The sequence below is a fragment of the Vogesella indigofera genome (genome assembly GCF_028548395.1).
Lineage (GTDB): Bacteria > Pseudomonadota > Gammaproteobacteria > Burkholderiales > Chromobacteriaceae > Vogesella > Vogesella indigofera_A.
In genome coordinates this window covers 95,562-114,812 of the sequence record NZ_JAQQLA010000010.1, presented here as the reverse complement: position 1 = coordinate 114,812, position 19,251 = coordinate 95,562, and the positions used below count along the sequence as shown (strand labels likewise).

The window sequence follows — 19,251 nt, the reverse complement described above, 5'->3', positions numbered from 1 at the left end:
GCCTGCGGCCAACGTGATGGCGCCACTGTAGGTCGTCCAGCTGACGCCATTGTCGGTGCTGTACTGGAAGTTGCCGGAAGCGTAGTCCGCCGGGCTCAGCGCGGTGCCGTCGGCCAGGGTCAGTTGCAGTGTGCTACCGACGGCGGCCCCGGTAACGTGCAGCTCGAAGGTGGCCGGCTCGCCTTCCGGCACGGTGATGTCGCCGCTGGCGGTGTCGCTCTCGCCGAAGAAGATGGTGGGGATGTCGTCATCGACGATGGTGGCGGTGGCACTGTCGCCATAGCTGCTGCCGTTGCTGCTCAGCGTGGCACCGAGGGTGAAGGTTTCGTTCGCTTCGTCAACGCTGTCACCGACCGTGGTGGTACGGATCAGCAGATCGGTGTCACCGGCGGCCAGCGTGATGGCGCCACTGTAGCTGCTCCAGCTGACACCGTTGTCAGTACTGTACTCGAAGGTACCGGCGGCGTAGTCGTCAGGGCTCAGCGCGGTGCCGTCGGCCAGGGTCAGCTGCAGCGTGCTGCCGGCGGCGGCGGCGGTTACGTGCAGTTCAAAGGTGGCCGGGTCGCCTTCCGGCACCAGGATGTCGCCGCTGGCGGTGTCGCTCTCGCCGAAGAAGATGCTCGGGATGTCGTCGTCGACGATGGTGGCGATGGCGCTGTCGCCGTAGCTGCTGCCGTTGCTGTTCAGCGTGGCGCCGAGGGTGAAGGTTTCGTTCGCCTCGTCGACGCTGTCACCGACCGTGGTGGTGCGGATCAACAGGTCGCTATCGCCTGCGGCCAACGTGATGGCGCCACTGTAGGTCGTCCAGCTGACGCCATTGTCGGTGCTGTACTGGAAGTTGCCGGAAGCGTAGTCCGCCGGGCTCAGCGCGGTGCCGTCGGCCAGGGTCAGCTGCAGCGTGCTGCCGGCGGCGGCGCCGGTGACGTGCAGTTCAAAGGTCGCCGGATTGCCTTCCGGCACGGTGATATCGCCGCTTTCCGCCTCCGGATTGCCAAAACGAATGGTCGGCACGTCATTGTCGACGATGGTGGCCACCGCACTGTCGCTGTAGCTGGCACCGCCACTGCTCAGCGTGGCGCTCAGGGTGAAGTTCTCGTTGGCCTCATCCACGCTGTCGTCGACGGTGCTGGTGCGCACCAGCAACTGGCTGGCGCCGGCGTTGATCGCGATGGCGCCGGTGTAGTCATTCCAGCTGACCCCGCCGTCGGTACTGTACTGGAAAGTCGTGGCGGCGTAGTCGGCCGGCGACAGGGCAGAGCCATTGCCGAAGACCAACACCAGGCTGCTGCCGGCAGCGGCAGCGGTGATGCTGACACCGAACACGGCATCCAGACCCTCTTCAACGGTGACATCACCGGTCGCAATGCCCGGCTGGCCCACCTGAATGCTCGGGGTTGCCGGGATGAGCACGGCGTCACCAAGCGAGGCCTGTTGCAGTGGCGGGTTGCCGCTGTCGAGCCCGTTGTCCAGCGACAGCGGGCTGATGCCCTCGGCCACGCGGCCGATGCGGGTGAAGGAGTTGCCGCCGTCTTCGCCGCCCCCCGCCGCCAGGCCGGCTGCGGTGGCTTCCAGCTCTTGCAACGGATCCTGGCCGCGTTCCAGTGCCGCCAGTGCCTGTTCGGCTTCCGGACTGAGCGTGGCGATGGCCGCATCGCTGGCGTCACCGGAGGCGGTGTTGAACACATCATCGGTGATGGTGAGGTCGCGGGCTTCGGCGATACGCACGATATTACCGCTGGCCGACTGCAGCTCGATCACGCCGTCGGCGGGGATGATCAGGCGGTCGCCGGTGGCTACGATGTCGCCCAGTTTCAGGATGCGCTCGCTGCCGTCCGGCGCGATGGCGATGATCTTGCCGATGATGGCGACGACCCTGCCTTGGGCAATGTTGGTAGCGGTAGCCATGATAAAACCCCCACACTCGTTATTGATTCTCTAGTTGTAGAGGCGAGCGTGGGGGGCGGCTATGGTACTGAAGGGAGTTGTACTAAAGGGCAGTACGCGTCAGCTGGACAGTTTCAGCAGCAGTTGCACCCGGTCCGGCACCCCCAGCTTGCCGAAAATGGCGGTGAGGTGGGCCTTGACCGTGCGTTCGGAGATGTCCATGTCGCGGGCGATCTGCTTGTTGCTCTTGCCCTCGCGCAGGTGGCCGACCACTTCGCGTTCGCGCTCGGTCAGCTGTGCCAGCAGCGGGCTGTCGGTGCGGGCGACCTGGCCGAAACGGGCGCACAATTGCTGCATCAGGCCGACACCGACCCAGATGCCATCCGCCGCCACCACCGCGCTGACCTGCTGCAGCGTTTCCGGCTGCGAGAAGGCGTTGAGGTAACCGGCCGCCCCCGCCCCCAGCCACTGCACCGCCTGGCGGTCGGACGGCGTGCTGCTCAGCACGATCACGCGGGCACGGCCGAAATCGCCGCGGCACAGCCGCGCCAGCAGCGCCTCATCCTGATTGTCGGCATCCACCCACACCACCCCCTGGGCGCAGCGCTGCGGCTGCTCGGCCAGGGCCGACAAGGCGTCGTACACTTCCAGCTCGCGATCGAGAGCGGCTTGCAAGTGGTCCTTCAATGAGGGACTGCTGGTGATGAGTAGTGTCGGCATGTCAGCGTTCGCTCAGGGCTTGTGCTTTGGCACGTAATACCGGTTTCAGAAGGTAGTTCAGCACGCTCTTGTGCCCGGTGATGATGTCGACTTCCGCCACCATGCCGGGGATGATCGGCAGTTTCTTCTCGCTCAGGTGCGCGGCATCGGTCTTGACCTTGACCACGTAGTAGGTGTTGCCCTTGTCGTCGGTGATGGAGTCGGCACCAATCTGATGCAGCTTGCCCTTGAGGCCGCCGTAGATAGTGGAGTCATAGGCGGTAAAACGGACAAACACCGGCTGCCCCGGATGCAGGAAGGCGATATCGCGCGGAGAGACCTTGGCCTCGATCAGCAGCGAATCGTCCAGCGGCACGATCTCGAGAATGTCGCGGCCCGGCTGGACCACGCCACCGACGGTGTTGACCAGCAGGCGCTTGACCTCACCGCGCACCGGCGAGCGGACCTCGGTGAGGTTGACCTTGTCCTGCAGCGCGGCACTGCCGGCGCCGAGCGTGCTCAGCTTGGCCAGCGTTTCCGACAGCTCGGTACTGGCCTGGTTGCGGAACGCCAGCTCCACCTCCTGGATCTTGCGGTTAGCCTCGCTGATCGCGGACTGGATCTTCGGCACCTGCGCATTGGACATGTCGCGTTCGCCGCGATAGCGCGACACATCACGCTCCAGCCGCAACACGTCGACCTCGGACACCGCACCGGACTTCAGCAGCGGCCGCGTCACCGTCAACTCGCGCATGGTCAGTTCCAGCCCCTGGTTGGCCTGTTCGCGCCGCGCGCGCGCCTCGTTCAGCTCTTCGGTCCGCTGCGCCAGCTGCTGGCGGGCGATGGAAACGTTGGCGTCCAGCTCCATGCGTTTGGACTGGTAGAGATCCATTTCCTGACGCGCGATTTCCGGCGCCTGGCTGGTCACTTCCGGCGGCAGCGAGAACGGCTTGCCTTCTGCCAGGGCCCGCAGCCGCGAGGCCTTGGCCTGCAGCGACAGCACCTGCGACTGGTTTTCGTTGAGCGAGGACACGAAGCGGGTGTTGTCGACCTGCAGCAACAGTTGGCCGCGTTCGACGATATCGCCCTCTTTCACCAGGATCTTCGACACCACGCCGCCATCCAGGCTCTGCAGATGCTGGATCTGGCTGGTCGGTACCACCTTGCCCTCGCCGCGCGCCACTTCGTCGAGCGTGGCGAACGCCGACCACAGCACCGCCGACACCAGGAACAGGCCGATCACCCAGATAAACATGCGCGGCCGCTGCGGATTCTGCTCCAGAATCGCCCACTCGGCGTCGGCAGCAAAATCCTGGCGGTCCTGCAGGTCTTCCGCCGTGGTCCAGTCCAGCACGCGGCGCACCAGCGGGCTGCGCTTGGCCTGCGACGTTTGCCACAGTTTGTTGATCAGTTTTTTCATACTTGTGCCCTTCCGATCTTGCCTTGTTGCAGGGCCTGGACCACCTCTGCCTTCGGACCATCCGCCAGGATGCGGCCCTGGTCGATCACGATGATGCGATCCGCCAGATCCAGCAGCGCGGTGTGGTGCGTCACCAGCACCATGGTCTTGCCCGGCATGATTTTCTCGAAGGTACGTTTCATCGCCGCCTCGGTACTGTGGTCCATATTGCTGGTCGGTTCGTCCAGCAGCATGATCGGCGGGGCGTTCAGCAGCGCGCGGGCGATGGTGATCGCCTTGCGCTGGCCGCCGGACAGCGATTCGCCGCGCTCGCCGATCACCATGTCGAAGCCTTCCGGATGGCTGTTGACGAACTCGCTCAGCCCGGCCAGATCCGCGGCGGCGGCGATACTGGCATCGTGTACGTGCGGCTGGCCCATGCTGATGTTCTGGCGCAGCGTGCCGTAGAACAGTACCGGCTCCTGCGACACGTAGCCGACGTTGCGGCGCAACTCGGCCGGATCGATCTGGCGCAGGTCGACACCGTCAATGCGGGTCGAACCCTGCTGCGGCTGGTACAGGCCCATGATCAGCTTCTGGATGGTGGACTTGCCGGAGCCGACACGGCCGAGGATGGCCACCTTCTCGCCGGCCCGGATACGGAACGACACATTGTGCAGCGCGCCAAGCGGGCTGTTGGGATAGGTGAACGATACGTTGGAGAACTCGATGTCGCCGTTGAAGTGGGTACGGTGGAAGAAGGTGGCTTCCTCTTCGCGCTCCACCGGCATTTTCATCAGCCCTTCCAGCGAGTCCAGCGACGACTTGGCGTTGTTGAACTGCGTCATCAGTCCGGCCACCGCGCCCATCGGCGCAATGGCGCGACCGGCCAGCATGGTGCAGGCGATCAGGCCGCCGACCGACGACAGCCCCTCCTTGATCAGGTAGACACCGATGATGATGATCGACACCGACATCAGCTGCTGGATGAAACCGGCGAAGTTCATGGTCACCGCCGACAGGAACTTGAGGCGGCTGCCGACCTGCGCCAGGAACAGCGTCGCCTTCTCCCAGCGCCCCTGCAGCACGCCTTCGGCGCCGAGGGTCTTGATGGTTTCCAGGCCGACCAGGCTTTCCACCAGGTGGGCGTTGCGCTGCGACGAGGCGCGGAAGGTGGTCTCGGTCAGCTCCTGCATCTGCCCCTGTACCGTGAACGCCAGCAGCAGCATCAGCAGGATCGCCACCAGCGGCGGCAACACCATCCACGGCGAGATCCAGAAGATCACGAACACGAACAGCAACGCGAACGGCACGTCCACCAGCGTGGTCACCGTGGCGGAGGCGATGAAGTCGCGTACCGTCTCGAAGGCGCGAAGGTTGGCCGCAAAGGCACCGACCGAGGCCGGTCGCGCCTCCATGCGGATGCCGAGCACGCGCTCCATGATCAGTGCCGACAGCATCACGTCCACCCGCTTACTGGCCAGGTCGATCAGGTAGCCGCGGGTCAGCTTGAGGATGAAATCGAATACCAGGATCAGCAGTACGCCCAGCCCCAGCACCCACAGCGTGTCAAACGCCATATTGGGCACCACGCGGTCGTACACGTTCATCGAGAACAGCGGAAACACCAGTGCGAACACGTTGACGAAGAAAGCGGCGATCAGCGCGTCGCGGTACAGCGGACGCCCCTGCAGGATGGCGTGCCAGAACCAGTGCTGGGTACGTGCCTTGTTCAGCTCCGGCACCCGCTTGTCGAAGCGGAAGCGCGGCTTGACCACGATGGCCAGCCCGCTGTAGCGCGCGGCCAGCTCGCTGCCGCTCAGCACCTGCACCGCTTCCGGCAACTCGGCCGGGCTAATGTAGTAGTTACCGTCGGCGTCGATCTCGCGCAGCAGGCAGGCGTCGTTGCCGTTGAGCAGCAGCACCGCCGGCAACAGCGCCGCCGGCAGCTCGTGCAGCGGCTTGCGCAATACCCGCGACACCAGGCCGGCGCGCCGCGCCGCGCGCGAGAACATCGCCGGGGTCAGCCGCTGTTCTTCCAGCGGGATGCCGGCAATCAGCGAGTCGCGGGTGGTGGTGATGCCGTGCTGCCGTGTCAGTTCGAACAGGCAGTCCAGCAAGGGATCCAGATGGGTGGCACGTTGCGAAATATCCGCCTGTGCGCCTTTGTGTTCCTGATTATTCATATGCGGTCTTTGTCAAGGCATCGCCTTTGGGTCTTCGTGGGCAACGAAAGCTGCGGCCGGCATTGGCAAGCGGCATCATTATTAGCACGGCATGGCCAACTTGCAAATATCTTTTGATTGATTATAAACAAATGATTTCAATTGAGCACCATACGCGGCGCCAATAACAAAAGCCAGCTTACAGGAAGCTGGCTTTTTGCTGCACAAAACCCGGTTCAGGGCTGCTGTAAACGGATCGCCCTGACAAAAAGCACGACACTGGCGAAGTAGCACACCGTCAGCAGCACCTCGAACAAGGCCAGCGTTTGCGACAGTCCGCTATCCGACCAAGCGCGCATCACGCCTTCGGCAAAGAAGGCGAGAATGAACATGCTGGACCACTGGTAGGTGTAGACACGCTGGCGCAGCACCCCCATCAGCGGCAGCAGCAGCAGCACCGCCTTCAGCACCAGGAAGGAGCCGCCGGGACGCAGCGGCGCCAGCACCAGCTCCCACGCCAGACTGAGCAGGATCAGCGCGATCAGGCTGCAGACCGCACCCCAGTGGAACAGGCGGGCATTAGTCATGGCTCACCTCCGTCTGGCGGCCGGTCAGCACCGCCATCAGGATGCCGGCTTCGTACAGCAGCCACAGCGGCACCGCCATCATGATCTGCGACAGCACATCCGGCGGTGTCACCACCGCGGCGATGACGAAGGCACCGACAATGACGTAGGGGCGGCCTTCGCGCAGCTGCGCCAGGCTGACCACACCCATGCGATGCAGCACGATCACCACGATCGGCACTTCGAAGGTCACACCGAAGGCGACAAACATGCCGAGCACGAAGGACAGGTATTTGTCGATGTCGGTCATCATCGACACGCCTTCCGGCGTCACCGCGCTCATGAAGCCGAACACCACCGGGAACACCGCGAAGTAGGCAAAGGCCATGCCGACAAAGAACAGCAGCACGCTGGAGATCACCAGCGGCAGCACCAGCCGCTTCTCGTGGTTGTACAGCCCGGGCGCGACAAAGGCCCAGATCTGGTACATGGTATTGGGCAGCGACAGCAGGAAGGCGACCAGCATGGTGACCTTGACCGGCACGAAGAACGGCGCGGTCACGTCGGTGGCAATCATGTTGGTGCCGGCCGGCAGCACGTCCAGCATCGGCTTGGCCAGCAGGTGGTAGATGTCGCCGGACCAGTGGAACAGCGCCAGGAAGCACACCACGATGCCAAGCGTAATGCGCACCACACGGCTGCGCAGCTCGATCAGGTGCGCGAGCAAAGGTTGTTGATCGCTCATTCGCGCACTTTGACCACAGGGTTGTCCGGCGGTGCCGCAGACGGCGCCGCCTCGAAAAGATCCAGCTGATTATCGTCCGCCACCGCGGCCGGCACGGCAGTCGCACCGTTGCTGTCGGCCGCAGGTTCGGCCAGCGGGGCGATCTGGCGTGCCGCCTCGTCCAACAGCTGGCCGGCCTCCTGCTCCACCGCCTGCGCCGTCTGCCCGATCTGCTGCGACAGCTCGCGCACGCCGGCGACTTCGCTCTCGATCTGGCTGCGGAAGGCGTCGGCCGCCTGCTGCACGTCCTGCTTCAGGTCGTCGAAACCGGCCATCTGGCTGTGCTGATGGATGTCGGACTTGACGCTGGCGACAAAGCGCTGCGCGCGGCCGACCAGCGCACCGATGGTACGGGCGACGGTCGGCAACCGTTCCGGCCCCAGAACGATCAGGGCCACCAGGCCGACAATCAGCAGTTCACCGAAGCTGATATCAAACACGCGGCTTACTTCTTGTTGTCTTGGTCGACATCAATCACGCGGCCGCCCTGCTCCGGCTTGTCGCCTTCCTCGCCCTTCATGCCTTCCTTGAAGCCCTTGACGGCGCCGCCCAGGTCCTGGCCGATATTGCGCAATTTCTTGGTACCGAAGACCAGTACCACCACCAACAAAACGATCAGCCAGTGCCAGATGCTAAAAGAACCCATGACCACTACCTCAATGTTGAACGGACGCACTGCGTCGCATGGTTATTTGTTGCCGTAGACGTGTACGTGCAGGTGAAACACTTCCTGGCCGCCACCGCGCCCGGTGTTGATCGCAGTCTTGAAGCCGCCGGCCAGACCCTGCCCGGCGGCCAGCTTCGGCACCAGCAGCATCAGCTTGCCCAGCATCGCCGCGTCGTCGGCGCTGCAGTGCGCCAGCGACTCGACGTGCCGTTTCGGCACCAGCAGGAAGTGCACATCGCCGGCCGGCTTGATGTCGTGGAAGGCCACCACATCGTCGTCTTCGTATACCTTGTTGGCCGGGATGTCGCCGGCCGCAATCTTACAGAAAATACAATCGCTCATGTCTACTCTCTCTCCGCCTCAGGACTGCGGGTTGCGCGCGGCTTTCTCGTCGAGGCCGGAGATGCCCTCGCGGCGCTTCAGCTCCACCAGTACGTCTTCCGGGCGCAGGCCGTGATGCGCCAGCAGCACCATGGTGTGGAACCACAGGTCGGCCACTTCGCGCACCAGATGCAGGCGGTCCTTGTCCTTGGACGCCATCAGCACCTCGGCTGCTTCTTCCGCCACTTTCTTCAGGATCGCATCCTCGCCCTTGTGGAACAGCGAGGCCACGTAGGACGAGCTGGGGCTGGATTCCTTGCGGGCTTCCAGCGTGTCACCAATGTGCTGTAATACGTCAGCGGCAATCATGTGCATCCTTTCAAACCGTCAGCGCGGCCAGTATATGTCGATTCTGTGACAATTCGATAACAAGGCGTAGAGGGGCAACCCTTGCCCTGCGGCTCAGTGCTGATGCGCGCCGTAGATGGCGTGCGGATCCTTGAGCACCGCGTCGGTGACCTGCCACTCGCCGTCGCGCAGCACGCGATAGAAGCAGCTTTCGCGGCCGGTGTGGCAGGCGATGCCGCCGGCCTGTTCGATCTGCATGGTGATCACGTCGCCATCGCAGTCGAGGCGCAGTTCTTTCACCGTTTGCAGGTGGCCGGACTCCTCGCCCTTTTTCCACAGTTTCTGGCGCGAGCGCGTCCAGTAGTGGGCGATGCCGGTTTCGGCGGTCAGCTGCAGCGACTCGCGGTTCATGTAGGCGACCATCAGCACGCGACCCGTGTTGGCATCCTGGGCGATGGCGACCACCAGCCCCTTGTCGTCCCACTTCACTTCATCCAGCCAGTTCAGAGCAGTCATTGCGGCCAACCTTTACAAACGCACTTCGATGCCGGCGGCGCGCATCGCTTCTTTCGCCTGCCGCACGGTGTACTCGCCGAAATGGAAGATGCTGGCGGCCAGCACCGCGTCGGCCTTGCCCAGCGTCACGCCTTCCACCAGATGCTGCAGGTTGCCGACGCCGCCGGAGGCGATCACCGGCACCGGCACCGCATCCGACACCGCCCGCGTCAGCGGCAGGTTGAAGCCGATCTTGGTGCCGTCGCGGTCCATGCTGGTCAGCAGGATTTCGCCGGCGCCGTATTCCGCCATCTTGACCGCCCACTCCACCGCGTCCAGCCCGGTGGCCTTGCGTCCGCCGTGGGTGAAAATCTCCCAGCGGTCGTTGGCCGGCGACACCGCCTTGGCGTCGACCGCCACCACGATGCACTGGCTGCCGAACTTGTCGGCGGCCTCGCGCACCAGGTCGGGGTTGGTGATCGCCGCGGTGTTGATGCTGACCTTGTCGGCGCCGGCGTTGAGCAGGCGGCGGATATCCGCCACCTGGCGCACGCCGCCGCCCACCGTCAGCGGGATGAAGACCTGTTCCGCCACCGACTCGATCACGTGCAGGATCAGGTCGCGGTCGTCGGAACTGGCGGTAATGTCGAGGAAGGTCAGCTCGTCGGCGCCCTGCTCGTTATAGCGCTTGGCGATTTCGACCGGGTCGCCGGCATCGCGCAGGCCGACAAAATTGATGCCCTTGACCACACGACCGGCGGTCACGTCCAGGCAGGGGATAATGCGTTTGGCTAGAGACATGGTGTTCTGTACTGAAGGTTGGCCGCAAGCGCTTGCGGCCAACCCTGGAGATGATTGCAAACTGCCTCAGGCTTCGGACAGTTCGTCGGCCAGATCCTGCGCGGCGGCAAAATCGATGCTGCCTTCGTAGATGGCGCGGCCGGTAATGGCGCCCTCGATGCCTTCGCTCTCCACCGCGCACAGGTTGCGCACGTCGTCGAGATTGGTCAGGCCGCCGGAGGCGATCACCGGAACAGTCAGTGCCTGCGCCAGCTTGACGGTGGCGTCGATGTTGACGCCGTTCATCATGCCGTCGCGGCCGATATCGGTGTAGATCACCGAGTTCACGCCGTAGTCCTCGAAGCGCTTGGCGAGGTCGATCACGTTGTGGGTGGTGACCTTGGCCCAACCGTCGATGGCGACCATGCCGTCCTTGGCGTCGAGACCGACGATCACCTGGCCGGGGAAGGCGTCACAGGCATCGTGCAGGAAGCCCGGATTCTTCACCGCGGCGGTGCCGATGATCACGTATTTCAGGCCCAGATCGAAGTACTTCTCGATGGTATCCAGGTCGCGAATGCCGCCGCCGAGCTGTACCGGCATGTCGTCGCCGACCGCGCCGAGAATGTCGCGGATCACCGACAGGTTCTTCGGCTTGCCGGCAAAGGCGCCGTTCAGATCCACCAGGTGCAGGCGGCGGGCGCCCTGGTCACGCCAGTGCAGCGCGACCTTGACCGGGTCATCGGAGAAAACGGTGGCGTCGTCCATCACGCCCTGTTTCAGGCGTACGCATTGACCATCCTTGAGGTCGATAGCAGGTATCAGCAGCATGGTGCGAACAGAATCTTCGGTAAGTTAAACAGTGCCATCCCAGGCCAGGAAATTCTTCATCATCTGAAGTCCGGCGCGATGGCTCTTTTCGGTGTGAAATTGGGTGGCAAAGATATTGCCACGTCCGACGATACAGGAAAACCGGTCGGGGTACTCGCTTTGTGCCAGCGTCAGCTGCGGGTCCTGCGGTGCAAAGTGGTAACTGTGCACAAAATAGAAACGCTCGCCGTCTTCGATACCGGCAAACAGCGGGTGAGCCACGGTCTGGAACACGCGGTTCCAGCCCATGTGCGGCACTTTCAGGCGTTCGCCCTGTGCGTCGCGCAGGTTGGCCGCAAAGCGTTTGACCTCGCCCTTGAAGATGCCGAGGCCGGGGGTATTGCCCTCCTCGCTGCGCTCGAACAGCAGCTGGGCGCCGACGCAGATGCCGAAGAACGGCTTGGTCTGCGTGGTCTCGCGTACCGCCTCGGCCAGGCCGTGCGCGTTCAGTTCGCGCATGCAGTCCGGCATCGCGCCCTGGCCGGGAAACACCACCTTGTCCGCCTTCACCACCCGCTCCGGATCGGAGGTCAGGAAGATATCGGCGCCGATGTCGTTGACGCTCTGCACGGACTTCAGCACCGAGTGCAGATTGCCCATGCCGTAATCGATGACGGCTACCTTCATGCTGTCAGCGTCCCCTTGGTGGACGGCGTCTGGCCGGCCATGCGCTCATCAAACTCCACCGCCATGCGCAGCGCGCGGCCGAAGGCCTTGAACACCGTCTCGGCCTGGTGGTGGCTGTTCACGCCGCGCAGGTTGTCGATGTGCAGCGTCACCATGCTGTGGTTGACGAAGCCATGGAAGAATTCGCTGAACAGGTCGACGTCGAAACCGCCGATGGCGGCGCGGGTAAACGGGATGTGGTACTGCAGCCCCGGGCGGCCGGACAGGTCGATCACCACCCGCGACAGTGCCTCGTCCAGCGGCACGTAGGCGTGGCCGTAGCGGCGGATGCCCTTCTTGTCGCCGATGGCCTTGGCGAAGGCCTGGCCCAGGGTGATGCCGATGTCTTCGACGGTGTGGTGAGCATCGATGTGCAGGTCGCCGCGCGCGCTGATGTCGAGGTCGATCAGGCCATGGCGGGCGATCTGGTCCATCATGTGATCGAGAAACGGCACGCCGGTGTCAAAGCGGCCGACGCCGCTGCCGTCGAGATTGACGGTGGCGGTGATCTGGGTTTCCAGGGTATTGCGGGTAACGGTAGCGGTGCGCATGGTGGCTCAGGCAAAGTAGGTGGTGATCGCGGCCAGGACCGCGGTGTTTTCGGCCGGGCTGCCGACGGTCAGGCGCAGGCAGTTGGCCAGCAGTGGATGGTAACCGTGCAGGTTTTTCACCAGGATGCGCGCCTCTTTCAGCGCGGCAAACAGCGCCGGCGCATCCGGCACGCGCACGGTGAGGAAGTTGGCCTCCGACGGGAACACCTTCAGCTGCGGCAGCGCGCCCAGCGCTGCGGCCAACCTTTCGCGTTCACGGCGCAATTCCGCCGCCTGCGCGTCGAATACCTCGATGTGGCGCAGCGCGAACTTGGCGGCGGCCTGGGTCAGCACGTTGATGTTGTACGGCGGGCGCACCTTGTCCAGCTGCGCGATCACCTCCGGGTGACCGGCGGCGTAGCCCAGACGCAGCCCGGCGAGGCCCAGCTTGGACAGCGTGCGCATCACGATCAGGCGCTCGTGGCTGCCGGCCAGATCCATGAAGGTGTCGTCGGCAAACGCCTGGTAGGCCTCGTCGACCACCACCAGCCCCGGAGCGGCATCGAGTATCGCCTGCACCTCGGCGCGGGCAAAGCGCGGCCCGGTCGGGTTGTTGGGGTAGGAGACGAACACCACGGCCGGCTGTTCGCTGGCGATGGCGGCCAGCGTGGCCGGCAGGTCGAGGCTGAAATCGGCGGCCAGCGGCACGCCGACGTAGCGCACGCGCGAGAACTGCGCGTTCAGCCGGTACATCACGAACGACGGCTCCAGCGCCATCACCACGATGTCGGGGGCGGCCAGTGCCTGGGTGATCAGGGTGATGATTTCGTCGGAGCCGTTGCCGAGAATGACATCGGCGGCGGCGGGGATCGCAAAGGCAGCCTTGAGCTGCGCCTTCAGGCCATCGCCGTGCGGGTCGGGGTAACGGTTGAGGGCGACATCGGCCAAGGTCTGGCCCAGCTCGCTGCGCAGCGCTTCTGGCAGACGGTACGGGTTTTCCATGGCGTCCAGCTTGATGAAGCCGGCGGCATCGGCAACGTGGTAGGCCTGCATGGCCAGCACGTCGGGGCGGAACAGTTGCTGTATAGACATTTTATTCGACATTTCGTTACCGGCGGCGCCGGATGGAACTGCCGGCATAGCCCGACACAATCAATTCACAAGACTTTCATCCTACCTGTTTTGACAGGGGGCGCCTAGCTCCGCGGCGGCTTTTCTGCGGCAGCGCAGCAGCGTGGCGCCGCCGCGCCATGACATGAAAATGGCCAGCAGTGCTGGCCATGACAAGACAGGGTTGGGCGCGCTCAGTCGCCGGCCGGGTCCAGTCGCAGTTCCGCGGCGCGGGCGTGGGCGGTCAGCCCCTCGCCATGCGCCAGGATGCTGGCGATCTTGCCCAGCTTCTGGGCCCCGGCGTGCGACACGCGGATCAGGCTGCTGCGCTTCTGGAAGTCGTACACCCCCAGCGGGCTGGCAAAACGCGCGGTGCGGCTGGTCGGCAGCACGTGGTTGGGCCCGGCGCAGTAGTCGCCCAGGCTTTCCGAGGTGAAGCGGCCCATGAAGATGGCACCGGCGTGGCGTAGCTTGTCCAGCCACGCTTCCGGCTCCGCCACCGACAGCTCCAGGTGCTCCGGCGCGATGTAGTTGGAGATGGCGCAGGCTTCGTCCAGGTCGCGCACTTCGATCAGCGCGCCGCGGTTGCCGAGGCTGGCCTCGATGATGGCGCGGCGCGGCATCGCCGGCAGCAGCTTCGCTATGCTGGCCTCGACGCGGGCGATGAAGTCCGCCGACGGGGACAGCAGGATGGCCTGCGCGATTTCGTCGTGCTCGGCCTGGCTGAACAGGTCCATCGCGATCCAGTCCGGGTCGGTGTCGCCGTCGCAGATCACCAGGATCTCGGACGGGCCGGCCACCATGTCGATGCCGACCACGCCGAACACGCGGCGCTTGGCAGCGGCAACGTAGGCATTGCCGGGGCCGGTGATCTTGTCCACCTGCGGCACGCTCTCGGTGCCGTAGGCCAGTGCGGCGACGGCTTGTGCGCCACCACAGGTGAACACCTTGTCGACGCCGGCGATGTAGGCGGCGGCCAGCACCAGGTCGTTCTGTTCGCCGTTCGGCGTCGGCACCACCATGATGATCTCGCCCACGCCGGCGACCTTGGCCGGCAGCGCGTTCATCAGCACCGAGCTGGGATACGCCGCCTTGCCGCCGGGCACGTAGATGCCGACGCGGTCCAGTGGTGTCACCTGCTGGCCGAGCAGGGTGCCGTCCTCGTCCTCGTAGCTCCACGAGTGCGCCAGCTGCTTCTCGTGGTAGCGGCGTACGCGCTCGGCGGCGGCTTCCAGCGCGGTACGCACGTGCGCCGGCAGGCGGCCGTGGGCGGCCTGCAACTGCTCGCGGCTCAGCGTCAGCGCCGCCATGTCGGCCACGCTCATGCGGTCGAAACGGTTGGTGTATTCCACCACTGCCGCGTCGCCGCGCGCCTTGACGTCGTCGCAGATGGCGGCGACGGCGGCGTCGACCGCCGGATCCTGGGCGGTTTCAAAGGCCAGCAGCGCCTTGAGGCGGGCGTCGAAATCGGCTTGGGAGGAAGACAGGCGTTGCATGGTTACGGCTCCATAGGCTTGCGGCCAACCTCAAGGTTGGCCGCAATAGGCATAGGCTTACTGCGACACCGCGCCGGCAAAGGCGTCCAGCACCGGCTGGATGGTGTCGTACTTGAGTTTGAGCGCGGCCTGGTTCACCACCAGTCGCGAGCTGATGTCGATGATGTGTTCCACCGCCAGCAGGTTGTTGGCTTTCAGCGTGCTGCCGGTGGACACCAGATCGACGATGGCGTCGGCGAGGCCGACCAGCGGCGCCAGCTCCATCGAGCCGTACAGCTTGATGATGTCGACGTGCACGCCCTTGGCGGCGAAATGCTCGCGTGCGATCTGCGGGTACTTGGTGGCGATCTTCAGGCGCGCGCCGTGCTTGACCGCGGCGTCGTAGTCGAAGCCGTTTTCCACCGCCACCATCATCTTGCACTTGGCGATGTTGAGGTCCAGCGGCTGGTACAGGCCGGCGCCACCATGCTCGATCAGCACGTCGCGACCGGCGATGCCGAGATCGGCGGCGCCGTACTGCACGTAGGTCGGCACGTCGGACGCGCGCACGATCACCAGCTGCACGTCGGGACGGTTGGTGCCGATGATCAGCTTGCGCGACGATTCCGGGGCTTCGGCAGGTTCGATGCCGGCAGCGGCCAGCAGCGGCAGGGTTTCTTCAAAAATGCGGCCCTTCGAGAGGGCAATGGTCAGGGTCATGATATTGATGCGTTGCAATAATGGGGATCAGCGTACCAGAGCTCGGCGCTCGCGCTCAAGGTTGGCCACATAACGTTGCACCATGGTTTCGCGCGGGGTGTTCATATTGGCGAAGCAGCATCCGGCACGGATGCTTTCCTGGCCGTTTTTATGCTGAACCGGAATCAGGTGACGGATTTCCAGCAGCACCTGCAGCACGCCGAACGGCTTCAGCTCGATCGACACCTGGTAGTGGTCACCGATATGGAACTTGGCCGCCTGTGCCGTCGACAGCACCAGCGCGGCACCGCCGAGGCTGATGTCGGCCAGCGGCAGCGCCAGCTCGCCGGCGGGATGGTCCAGGAACTGGCACAGCACCGGGTTGGCGATCGGGGTCGGAATGCGGAAGAACTCGCGACGCTGCAGCTTGATCACCTGCTCCGGCAGGTCTACCTCGAAGGCGTCGCCGCCCTGGTAGCGGATGCGGCGCGGCTGGCCGGTGGTGAACTGGGTTTTGACCCCCGCCGGCGAACAGACGTAGATATTGCGCTCGCTCTCCAGGAACAGCTTGTTGGCGTGCTCGTTGGCGCCCCAGTCCAGCACCATGGTGCGGGCGACGTTGTCCAGTTCCAGGATGCGGGTCAGGATGAAGGATTTTCCCTTGTTGGAAAATACCGTCACCATCTGCCCCTGCTGCACGATGCCGCGCAGGTGATGCACCACTTCAGCCGCACTGGTCAGCGTGTATTTGCTCAGGTCTATGCTTGGCGGGGTGCTGCCACTGGCGGCACCTGGCGTGAGGTCATCGGTCACGGTTACGACGTCCGGAATGCGGTAGTAAAGGATACAACGGTCACTACGGAGTTTAACCCAATAAGGCCTTTACATCATGGGCGATATCGCTGGCCGGCGTGGCGTAGGGCAAATACACCCGCAACTTGCCGTCCCGATCGAACAGATAGCTGCCGGCGCTGTGATCCACGCTGTAGCCGCCGCCCGCCGCCGGCTGGCGCTGGGCGACGATCTTGAAGTTGCTGGCCACGGCGGCGACTTCCGCCTCGCTGCCGGTCAGGCCGAGAAAGCGCGGGTCGAAATGCGGGATGTAGCCGGCCAGCACCGGCGGCGTGTCGCGCTGCGGGTCGACGCTGACGAACAGCACCTGCAGCCGGTCACCATCGGCGCCCAGCTGCTTGGCCGCCTGGGCGAACTCCAGCATGGTGGTCGGACACACGTCCGGGCAGTGGGTATAGCCGAAGAACAGCGCCACCACCTTGCCCTTGAACTCGTCCAGCGAGTGGCGCTTGCCATCGTGGCCGGTGAGGGTGAACGGCTGGCCAAAGCTGGCACCGCTGATGTCGGTGCCCTTGAACGCCGGCGGCGGCGGTGCGCCATCACAGGCGGCCAATCCGGTCATCAGGGCAACAAGCAGCAGCAAACGTACAAGCAAGGGCATGAGGTCATCCACTCAGGGGCAGGAAAAAGACGCGGTCTAGCAGCAGTGCGGCGAACAGCCAGGTCAGGAACTGGATCGACCAGCGGAAGCAGCGCCGCGCGGAGTCGTCAGCATAATGACGGTGCAGGCGGGCGGCAAGCTGCACAAAGCGCGCGTTGAGCAGCAGGATCGCCAGCAGGTACACCGCCCCCGCCGCCTGCAACGCCAGCGGCAGCAGGGTCACCGCCGCCAGCAGCACGGTGTAGAGCAGGATGGACAGCGTGGTGAACGACTGGCCGTGGGTCAGCGGCAGCATCGGCAGGCCGGCGCGGGCGTAGTCGTCGCGGCGGTACAGCGCCAGCGCCCAGAAGTGCGGCGGCGTCCAGGTGTAGATGATCAGGAACAGCACCATCGCCATGGCGCTGACCTCGCCGGTCATCGCCGCCCAGCCGAGGATGGGCGGCATCGCGCCGCTGGCGCCGCCGATCACGATGTTCTGCGGCGTGTTCGGTTTCAGCAGCAGGGTGTAGACGATGGCGTAACCGGCAAAGGTGGCCAGGGTCAGCCACGCGGTCAGCGCGTTGACCAGCGCGATCAGCAGCGCCATGCCCAGCCCCAGTGCGGTCAGCGCCACCAATAGCGTCTCGGCCGCCCCCAACTCGCCGCTGGCGGTGGCGCGGCGCGCGGTACGGCGCATGCGCGCGTCGATGGTGCGCTCCACCAGGCAGTTGATCATCGCCGCGGCACCGGCCACCAGCGCGATGCCGAGCGTGGCGGCCAGCATGCGGCCGGGGTCGGGCCAGCCCGGCACCGCCAGCACCATGCCGATCACGGCGCAGAACACGATCAGCGCCACCACTTTCGGTTTCGCCAGCTGCCACAGGGCACCGGCATGACGACGCAGGGAAGGGGCGGTCAGGGCATTCATCGTGTTCTCCTCGGGGCGGGGTTCAGCGACAGCAAGAGCAGCGTGGCGACGATCAGCAGCAGCATGGCACCGGCGTTGTGCGCCACCGCCAGCGACAGCGGCAGCTGCAACAGCACATTGCCGATACCGAGCGACAGCTGCAGTAGCCAGCAACCCAGCAGCAGGCACAGCAGCGGCCGCAGCGGCGGCTGGCGCCACAGCCGCAGCGCCAGCCACAGCAACAATAGCGACACCAGCGCGGCGCCCAGCCGGTGCACCCAGTGTATGGTCAGCAGATGACTAGTCAGCAGCGGCGCGCCGTCCGGGCCTTCGCCCAGCTCGCGCAGCAGATGAAAGGCGCCGTGCCACTGCCCCGCCGGCCACCACTCGCCGTTGCAGGCCGGAAAGCCCTGACAGGCCAGCGCCGCGTAATTGCTCGATACCCAGCCACCGAGCGCGATCTGCAGCAGCAGCAGCAAGGGCAGCAACAGCGCCAGCGCGAAGCTGACCGCCCCCACCGCATGGCGCTGCGGCAGGCGCCGCTGCCACCAGCAGCAGGCGGCCAGCAGCGCCGCCAGCGTCATGCCGCCCAGCAGGTGGGCGCTGACGATGGCTGGTTTCAGCAACAGGGTAACGGTCCACATTCCCAGCGCGCCCTGTACGCACACCAGCAACAGCAGCAGCGCCGCCCAGCCTCGCAGCCGGCGCTGGCGCCAGGCCAGCACGTTCAGCGCCAGCAGCAGCAGACCGAGACTGGCGGCGAGATAGCGATGGCTCATTTCCTTCCACGCCTTGGCCATGCTCACCGGGCCGTCAGGGTTGGCCGCATGCTGTTCCTGGATCAGCGGCGCCGCGTGCAGCGGCGACAGCCGGCCATAGCAGCCCGGCCAGTCCGGACAGCCAAGCCCGGCATCCGACAGCCGCACGTACGCCCCCAGCGGCACCACGATGCACACCAGCAACAAGGCCAGCCACAGCACGTGTCTCATCCTGCCCCTTCCCTGCCCGCGCCAGCACGGACAGCCGTTGCCGCGGCCACTCAGCCGAGGCTGTTATTGTTTTTCAGCACACTGCGGATTTCCTTGATCACCGTCGCCGGTGCGGCGCCATCCGGGTAGAACAGCACGCCGTTGCCGTGCGGGTCCACCAGATAGAAGCCGTCCTGGCGCAGCCCGGCATCGGCTTGCTGGCGCCGCACCAGCCGCGTGGCGGCCTCGCCCTGCGCGGTGTGGATCTGGCGCATCGCAAAGCGGCGCTGCTCGCAGGCCGGGCCACAGGCCGCGGCGGCGTCGAGCAGCACCCAGCGCCCTTGCGGCCAACCTGGCTGCCGCGCCTGCGGCAGCGGTGTCGCCAGCAGCTGGCCGTAGCTCTTGCCGCCGGCCGGCGGCAGCCAGCGGTAGGACAGCCACGACGCCAGCACCGGCAGCGCGCACAGCAGCACAATCAGCAGCAAC

At 65.1% G+C, this 19,251-nt stretch carries 23 protein-coding genes; all 23 read right to left on the bottom strand.

Annotated elements, in window-relative coordinates; translation table 11 throughout:
- A partial coding sequence (locus tag PQU89_RS15350; protein ID WP_272766580.1) for a retention module-containing protein occupies positions 1–1,905 on the bottom strand: 1,905 nt, incomplete at its 3' end.
- A 99-nt stretch (positions 1,906–2,004) separates the two neighbouring features.
- Positions 2,005–2,604 carry a LuxR C-terminal-related transcriptional regulator gene (locus PQU89_RS15345; RefSeq protein WP_272766579.1) on the bottom strand — a complete coding sequence of 200 codons (600 nt, stop codon included), beginning with the start codon at positions 2,602–2,604 and terminating at the stop codon, positions 2,005–2,007.
- A 1-nt stretch (position 2,605) separates the two neighbouring features.
- Complete coding sequence (locus PQU89_RS15340) at positions 2,606–4,003, bottom strand: HlyD family type I secretion periplasmic adaptor subunit (RefSeq protein ID WP_272766578.1); 1,398 nt, start codon at positions 4,001–4,003, stop codon at positions 2,606–2,608.
- Entirely contained in the window at positions 4,000–6,168 is a 2,169-nt protein-coding gene (locus PQU89_RS15335) for a type I secretion system permease/ATPase (protein ID WP_047968111.1), read from the bottom strand. The genes PQU89_RS15340 and PQU89_RS15335 overlap by 4 nt, the downstream gene beginning before the upstream one ends.
- A 215-nt stretch (positions 6,169–6,383) precedes the next feature.
- Entirely contained in the window at positions 6,384–6,734 is a 351-nt protein-coding gene (locus PQU89_RS15330; RefSeq protein ID WP_272766577.1) for a DUF2069 domain-containing protein, read from the bottom strand.
- Positions 6,727–7,458: a twin-arginine translocase subunit TatC gene (gene tatC, locus PQU89_RS15325; protein ID WP_255909344.1), complete on the bottom strand. Its 732-nt coding sequence runs from the start codon at positions 7,456–7,458 to the stop codon at positions 6,727–6,729. The genes PQU89_RS15330 and tatC overlap by 8 nt, the downstream gene beginning before the upstream one ends.
- Positions 7,455–7,937 carry a Sec-independent protein translocase protein TatB gene (tatB, locus tag PQU89_RS15320; protein ID WP_272766576.1) on the bottom strand — a complete coding sequence of 161 codons (483 nt, stop codon included), beginning with the start codon at positions 7,935–7,937 and terminating at the stop codon, positions 7,455–7,457. The genes tatC and tatB overlap by 4 nt, the downstream gene beginning before the upstream one ends.
- A gap of 5 nt (positions 7,938–7,942) precedes the next feature.
- Positions 7,943–8,143, bottom strand: coding sequence for a Sec-independent protein translocase subunit TatA (gene tatA / locus PQU89_RS15315; protein ID WP_189375102.1), 201 nt, complete (start codon positions 8,141–8,143; stop codon positions 7,943–7,945).
- Between the two features lie 42 nt (positions 8,144–8,185).
- Complete coding sequence (locus PQU89_RS15310) at positions 8,186–8,506, bottom strand: histidine triad nucleotide-binding protein (protein WP_272766575.1); 321 nt, start codon at positions 8,504–8,506, stop codon at positions 8,186–8,188.
- A gap of 18 nt (positions 8,507–8,524) precedes the next feature.
- On the bottom strand, positions 8,525–8,854 hold the full coding sequence (locus PQU89_RS15305; RefSeq protein ID WP_047968117.1) for a phosphoribosyl-ATP diphosphatase: 330 nt from the start codon (positions 8,852–8,854) through the stop codon (positions 8,525–8,527).
- Between the two features lie 93 nt (positions 8,855–8,947).
- A complete protein-coding gene (gene hisI / locus PQU89_RS15300) occupies positions 8,948–9,349 on the bottom strand; it encodes a phosphoribosyl-AMP cyclohydrolase (RefSeq protein WP_272766574.1) in 402 nt (133 codons plus the stop codon).
- 12 nt (positions 9,350–9,361) lie between these two features.
- The gene (gene hisF, locus PQU89_RS15295) at positions 9,362–10,129 is read right to left on the bottom strand and encodes an imidazole glycerol phosphate synthase subunit HisF (RefSeq protein ID WP_047968104.1); all 768 of its coding nucleotides are present in this window, start codon (positions 10,127–10,129) and stop codon (positions 9,362–9,364) included.
- Positions 10,130–10,195: 66 nt separating this feature from the next.
- The gene (gene hisA / locus PQU89_RS15290) at positions 10,196–10,939 is read right to left on the bottom strand and encodes a 1-(5-phosphoribosyl)-5-[(5-phosphoribosylamino)methylideneamino]imidazole-4-carboxamide isomerase (RefSeq protein WP_120812437.1); all 744 of its coding nucleotides are present in this window, start codon (positions 10,937–10,939) and stop codon (positions 10,196–10,198) included.
- Between the two features lie 24 nt (positions 10,940–10,963).
- Positions 10,964–11,605 (bottom strand): imidazole glycerol phosphate synthase subunit HisH, encoded by a 642-nt coding sequence (hisH, locus tag PQU89_RS15285; protein ID WP_272766573.1) that lies wholly within the window; start codon positions 11,603–11,605, stop codon positions 10,964–10,966.
- Positions 11,602–12,195 carry an imidazoleglycerol-phosphate dehydratase HisB gene (gene hisB, locus PQU89_RS15280; RefSeq protein ID WP_189375115.1) on the bottom strand — a complete coding sequence of 198 codons (594 nt, stop codon included), beginning with the start codon at positions 12,193–12,195 and terminating at the stop codon, positions 11,602–11,604. The genes hisH and hisB overlap by 4 nt, the downstream gene beginning before the upstream one ends.
- Positions 12,196–12,201: 6 nt before the next feature.
- Complete coding sequence (hisC, locus tag PQU89_RS15275) at positions 12,202–13,266, bottom strand: histidinol-phosphate transaminase (protein ID WP_272766572.1); 1,065 nt, start codon at positions 13,264–13,266, stop codon at positions 12,202–12,204.
- A 212-nt stretch (positions 13,267–13,478) separates the two neighbouring features.
- Positions 13,479–14,780 (bottom strand): histidinol dehydrogenase, encoded by a 1,302-nt coding sequence (gene hisD / locus PQU89_RS15270; RefSeq protein WP_272766571.1) that lies wholly within the window; start codon positions 14,778–14,780, stop codon positions 13,479–13,481.
- Between the two features lie 57 nt (positions 14,781–14,837).
- Positions 14,838–15,479: an ATP phosphoribosyltransferase gene (hisG, locus tag PQU89_RS15265; protein WP_047968098.1), complete on the bottom strand. Its 642-nt coding sequence runs from the start codon at positions 15,477–15,479 to the stop codon at positions 14,838–14,840.
- Positions 15,480–15,506: 27 nt separating this feature from the next.
- Positions 15,507–16,271: a flagellar brake protein gene (locus PQU89_RS15260; RefSeq protein WP_272766570.1), complete on the bottom strand. Its 765-nt coding sequence runs from the start codon at positions 16,269–16,271 to the stop codon at positions 15,507–15,509.
- A 52-nt stretch (positions 16,272–16,323) separates the two neighbouring features.
- Positions 16,324–16,911, bottom strand: a complete 588-nt coding sequence (locus tag PQU89_RS15255; RefSeq protein WP_272766569.1) for an SCO family protein — start codon at positions 16,909–16,911, stop codon at positions 16,324–16,326.
- Positions 16,912–16,915: 4 nt separating this feature from the next.
- Positions 16,916–17,818, bottom strand: coding sequence for a heme o synthase (locus PQU89_RS15250; RefSeq protein WP_272766568.1), 903 nt, complete (start codon positions 17,816–17,818; stop codon positions 16,916–16,918).
- Complete coding sequence (locus PQU89_RS15245) at positions 17,815–18,786, bottom strand: COX15/CtaA family protein (protein WP_272766567.1); 972 nt, start codon at positions 18,784–18,786, stop codon at positions 17,815–17,817. Before PQU89_RS15245 ends, PQU89_RS15250 begins: the two co-directional genes overlap by 4 nt.
- Before the next feature lie 50 nt (positions 18,787–18,836).
- Complete coding sequence (locus tag PQU89_RS15240) at positions 18,837–19,250, bottom strand: hypothetical protein (protein WP_272766566.1); 414 nt, start codon at positions 19,248–19,250, stop codon at positions 18,837–18,839.
- Position 19,251: the final 1 nt, after the last annotated feature.

Bases quoted from the DNA above. Each gene is read 5' to 3' on its own strand.
- PQU89_RS15345 (WP_272766579.1), bottom strand. From the start codon at position 2,604: ATGCCGACACTACTCATCACCAGCAGTCCCTCATTGAAGGACCACTTG.
- PQU89_RS15340 (WP_272766578.1), bottom strand. From the start codon at position 4,003: ATGAAAAAACTGATCAACAAACTGTGGCAAACGTCGCAGGCCAAGCGC.
- PQU89_RS15335 (WP_047968111.1), bottom strand. From the start codon at position 6,168: ATGAATAATCAGGAACACAAAGGCGCACAGGCGGATATTTCGCAACGT.
- PQU89_RS15330 (WP_272766577.1), bottom strand. From the start codon at position 6,734: ATGACTAATGCCCGCCTGTTCCACTGGGGTGCGGTCTGCAGCCTGATC.
- tatC (WP_255909344.1), bottom strand. From the start codon at position 7,458: ATGAGCGATCAACAACCTTTGCTCGCGCACCTGATCGAGCTGCGCAGC.
- tatA (WP_189375102.1), bottom strand. From the start codon at position 8,143: ATGGGTTCTTTTAGCATCTGGCACTGGCTGATCGTTTTGTTGGTGGTG.
- PQU89_RS15310 (WP_272766575.1), bottom strand. From the start codon at position 8,506: ATGAGCGATTGTATTTTCTGTAAGATTGCGGCCGGCGACATCCCGGCC.
- PQU89_RS15305 (WP_047968117.1), bottom strand. From the start codon at position 8,854: ATGATTGCCGCTGACGTATTACAGCACATTGGTGACACGCTGGAAGCC.
- hisI (WP_272766574.1), bottom strand. From the start codon at position 9,349: ATGACTGCTCTGAACTGGCTGGATGAAGTGAAGTGGGACGACAAGGGG.
- hisF (WP_047968104.1), bottom strand. From the start codon at position 10,129: ATGTCTCTAGCCAAACGCATTATCCCCTGCCTGGACGTGACCGCCGGT.
- hisA (WP_120812437.1), bottom strand. From the start codon at position 10,939: ATGCTGCTGATACCTGCTATCGACCTCAAGGATGGTCAATGCGTACGC.
- hisH (WP_272766573.1), bottom strand. From the start codon at position 11,605: ATGAAGGTAGCCGTCATCGATTACGGCATGGGCAATCTGCACTCGGTG.
- hisB (WP_189375115.1), bottom strand. From the start codon at position 12,195: ATGCGCACCGCTACCGTTACCCGCAATACCCTGGAAACCCAGATCACC.
- hisC (WP_272766572.1), bottom strand. From the start codon at position 13,266: ATGTCTATACAGCAACTGTTCCGCCCCGACGTGCTGGCCATGCAGGCC.
- hisD (WP_272766571.1), bottom strand. From the start codon at position 14,780: ATGCAACGCCTGTCTTCCTCCCAAGCCGATTTCGACGCCCGCCTCAAG.
- hisG (WP_047968098.1), bottom strand. From the start codon at position 15,479: ATGACCCTGACCATTGCCCTCTCGAAGGGCCGCATTTTTGAAGAAACC.
- PQU89_RS15255 (WP_272766569.1), bottom strand. From the start codon at position 16,911: ATGCCCTTGCTTGTACGTTTGCTGCTGCTTGTTGCCCTGATGACCGGA.
- PQU89_RS15250 (WP_272766568.1), bottom strand. From the start codon at position 17,818: ATGAATGCCCTGACCGCCCCTTCCCTGCGTCGTCATGCCGGTGCCCTG.
- PQU89_RS15245 (WP_272766567.1), bottom strand. From the start codon at position 18,786: ATGAGACACGTGCTGTGGCTGGCCTTGTTGCTGGTGTGCATCGTGGTG.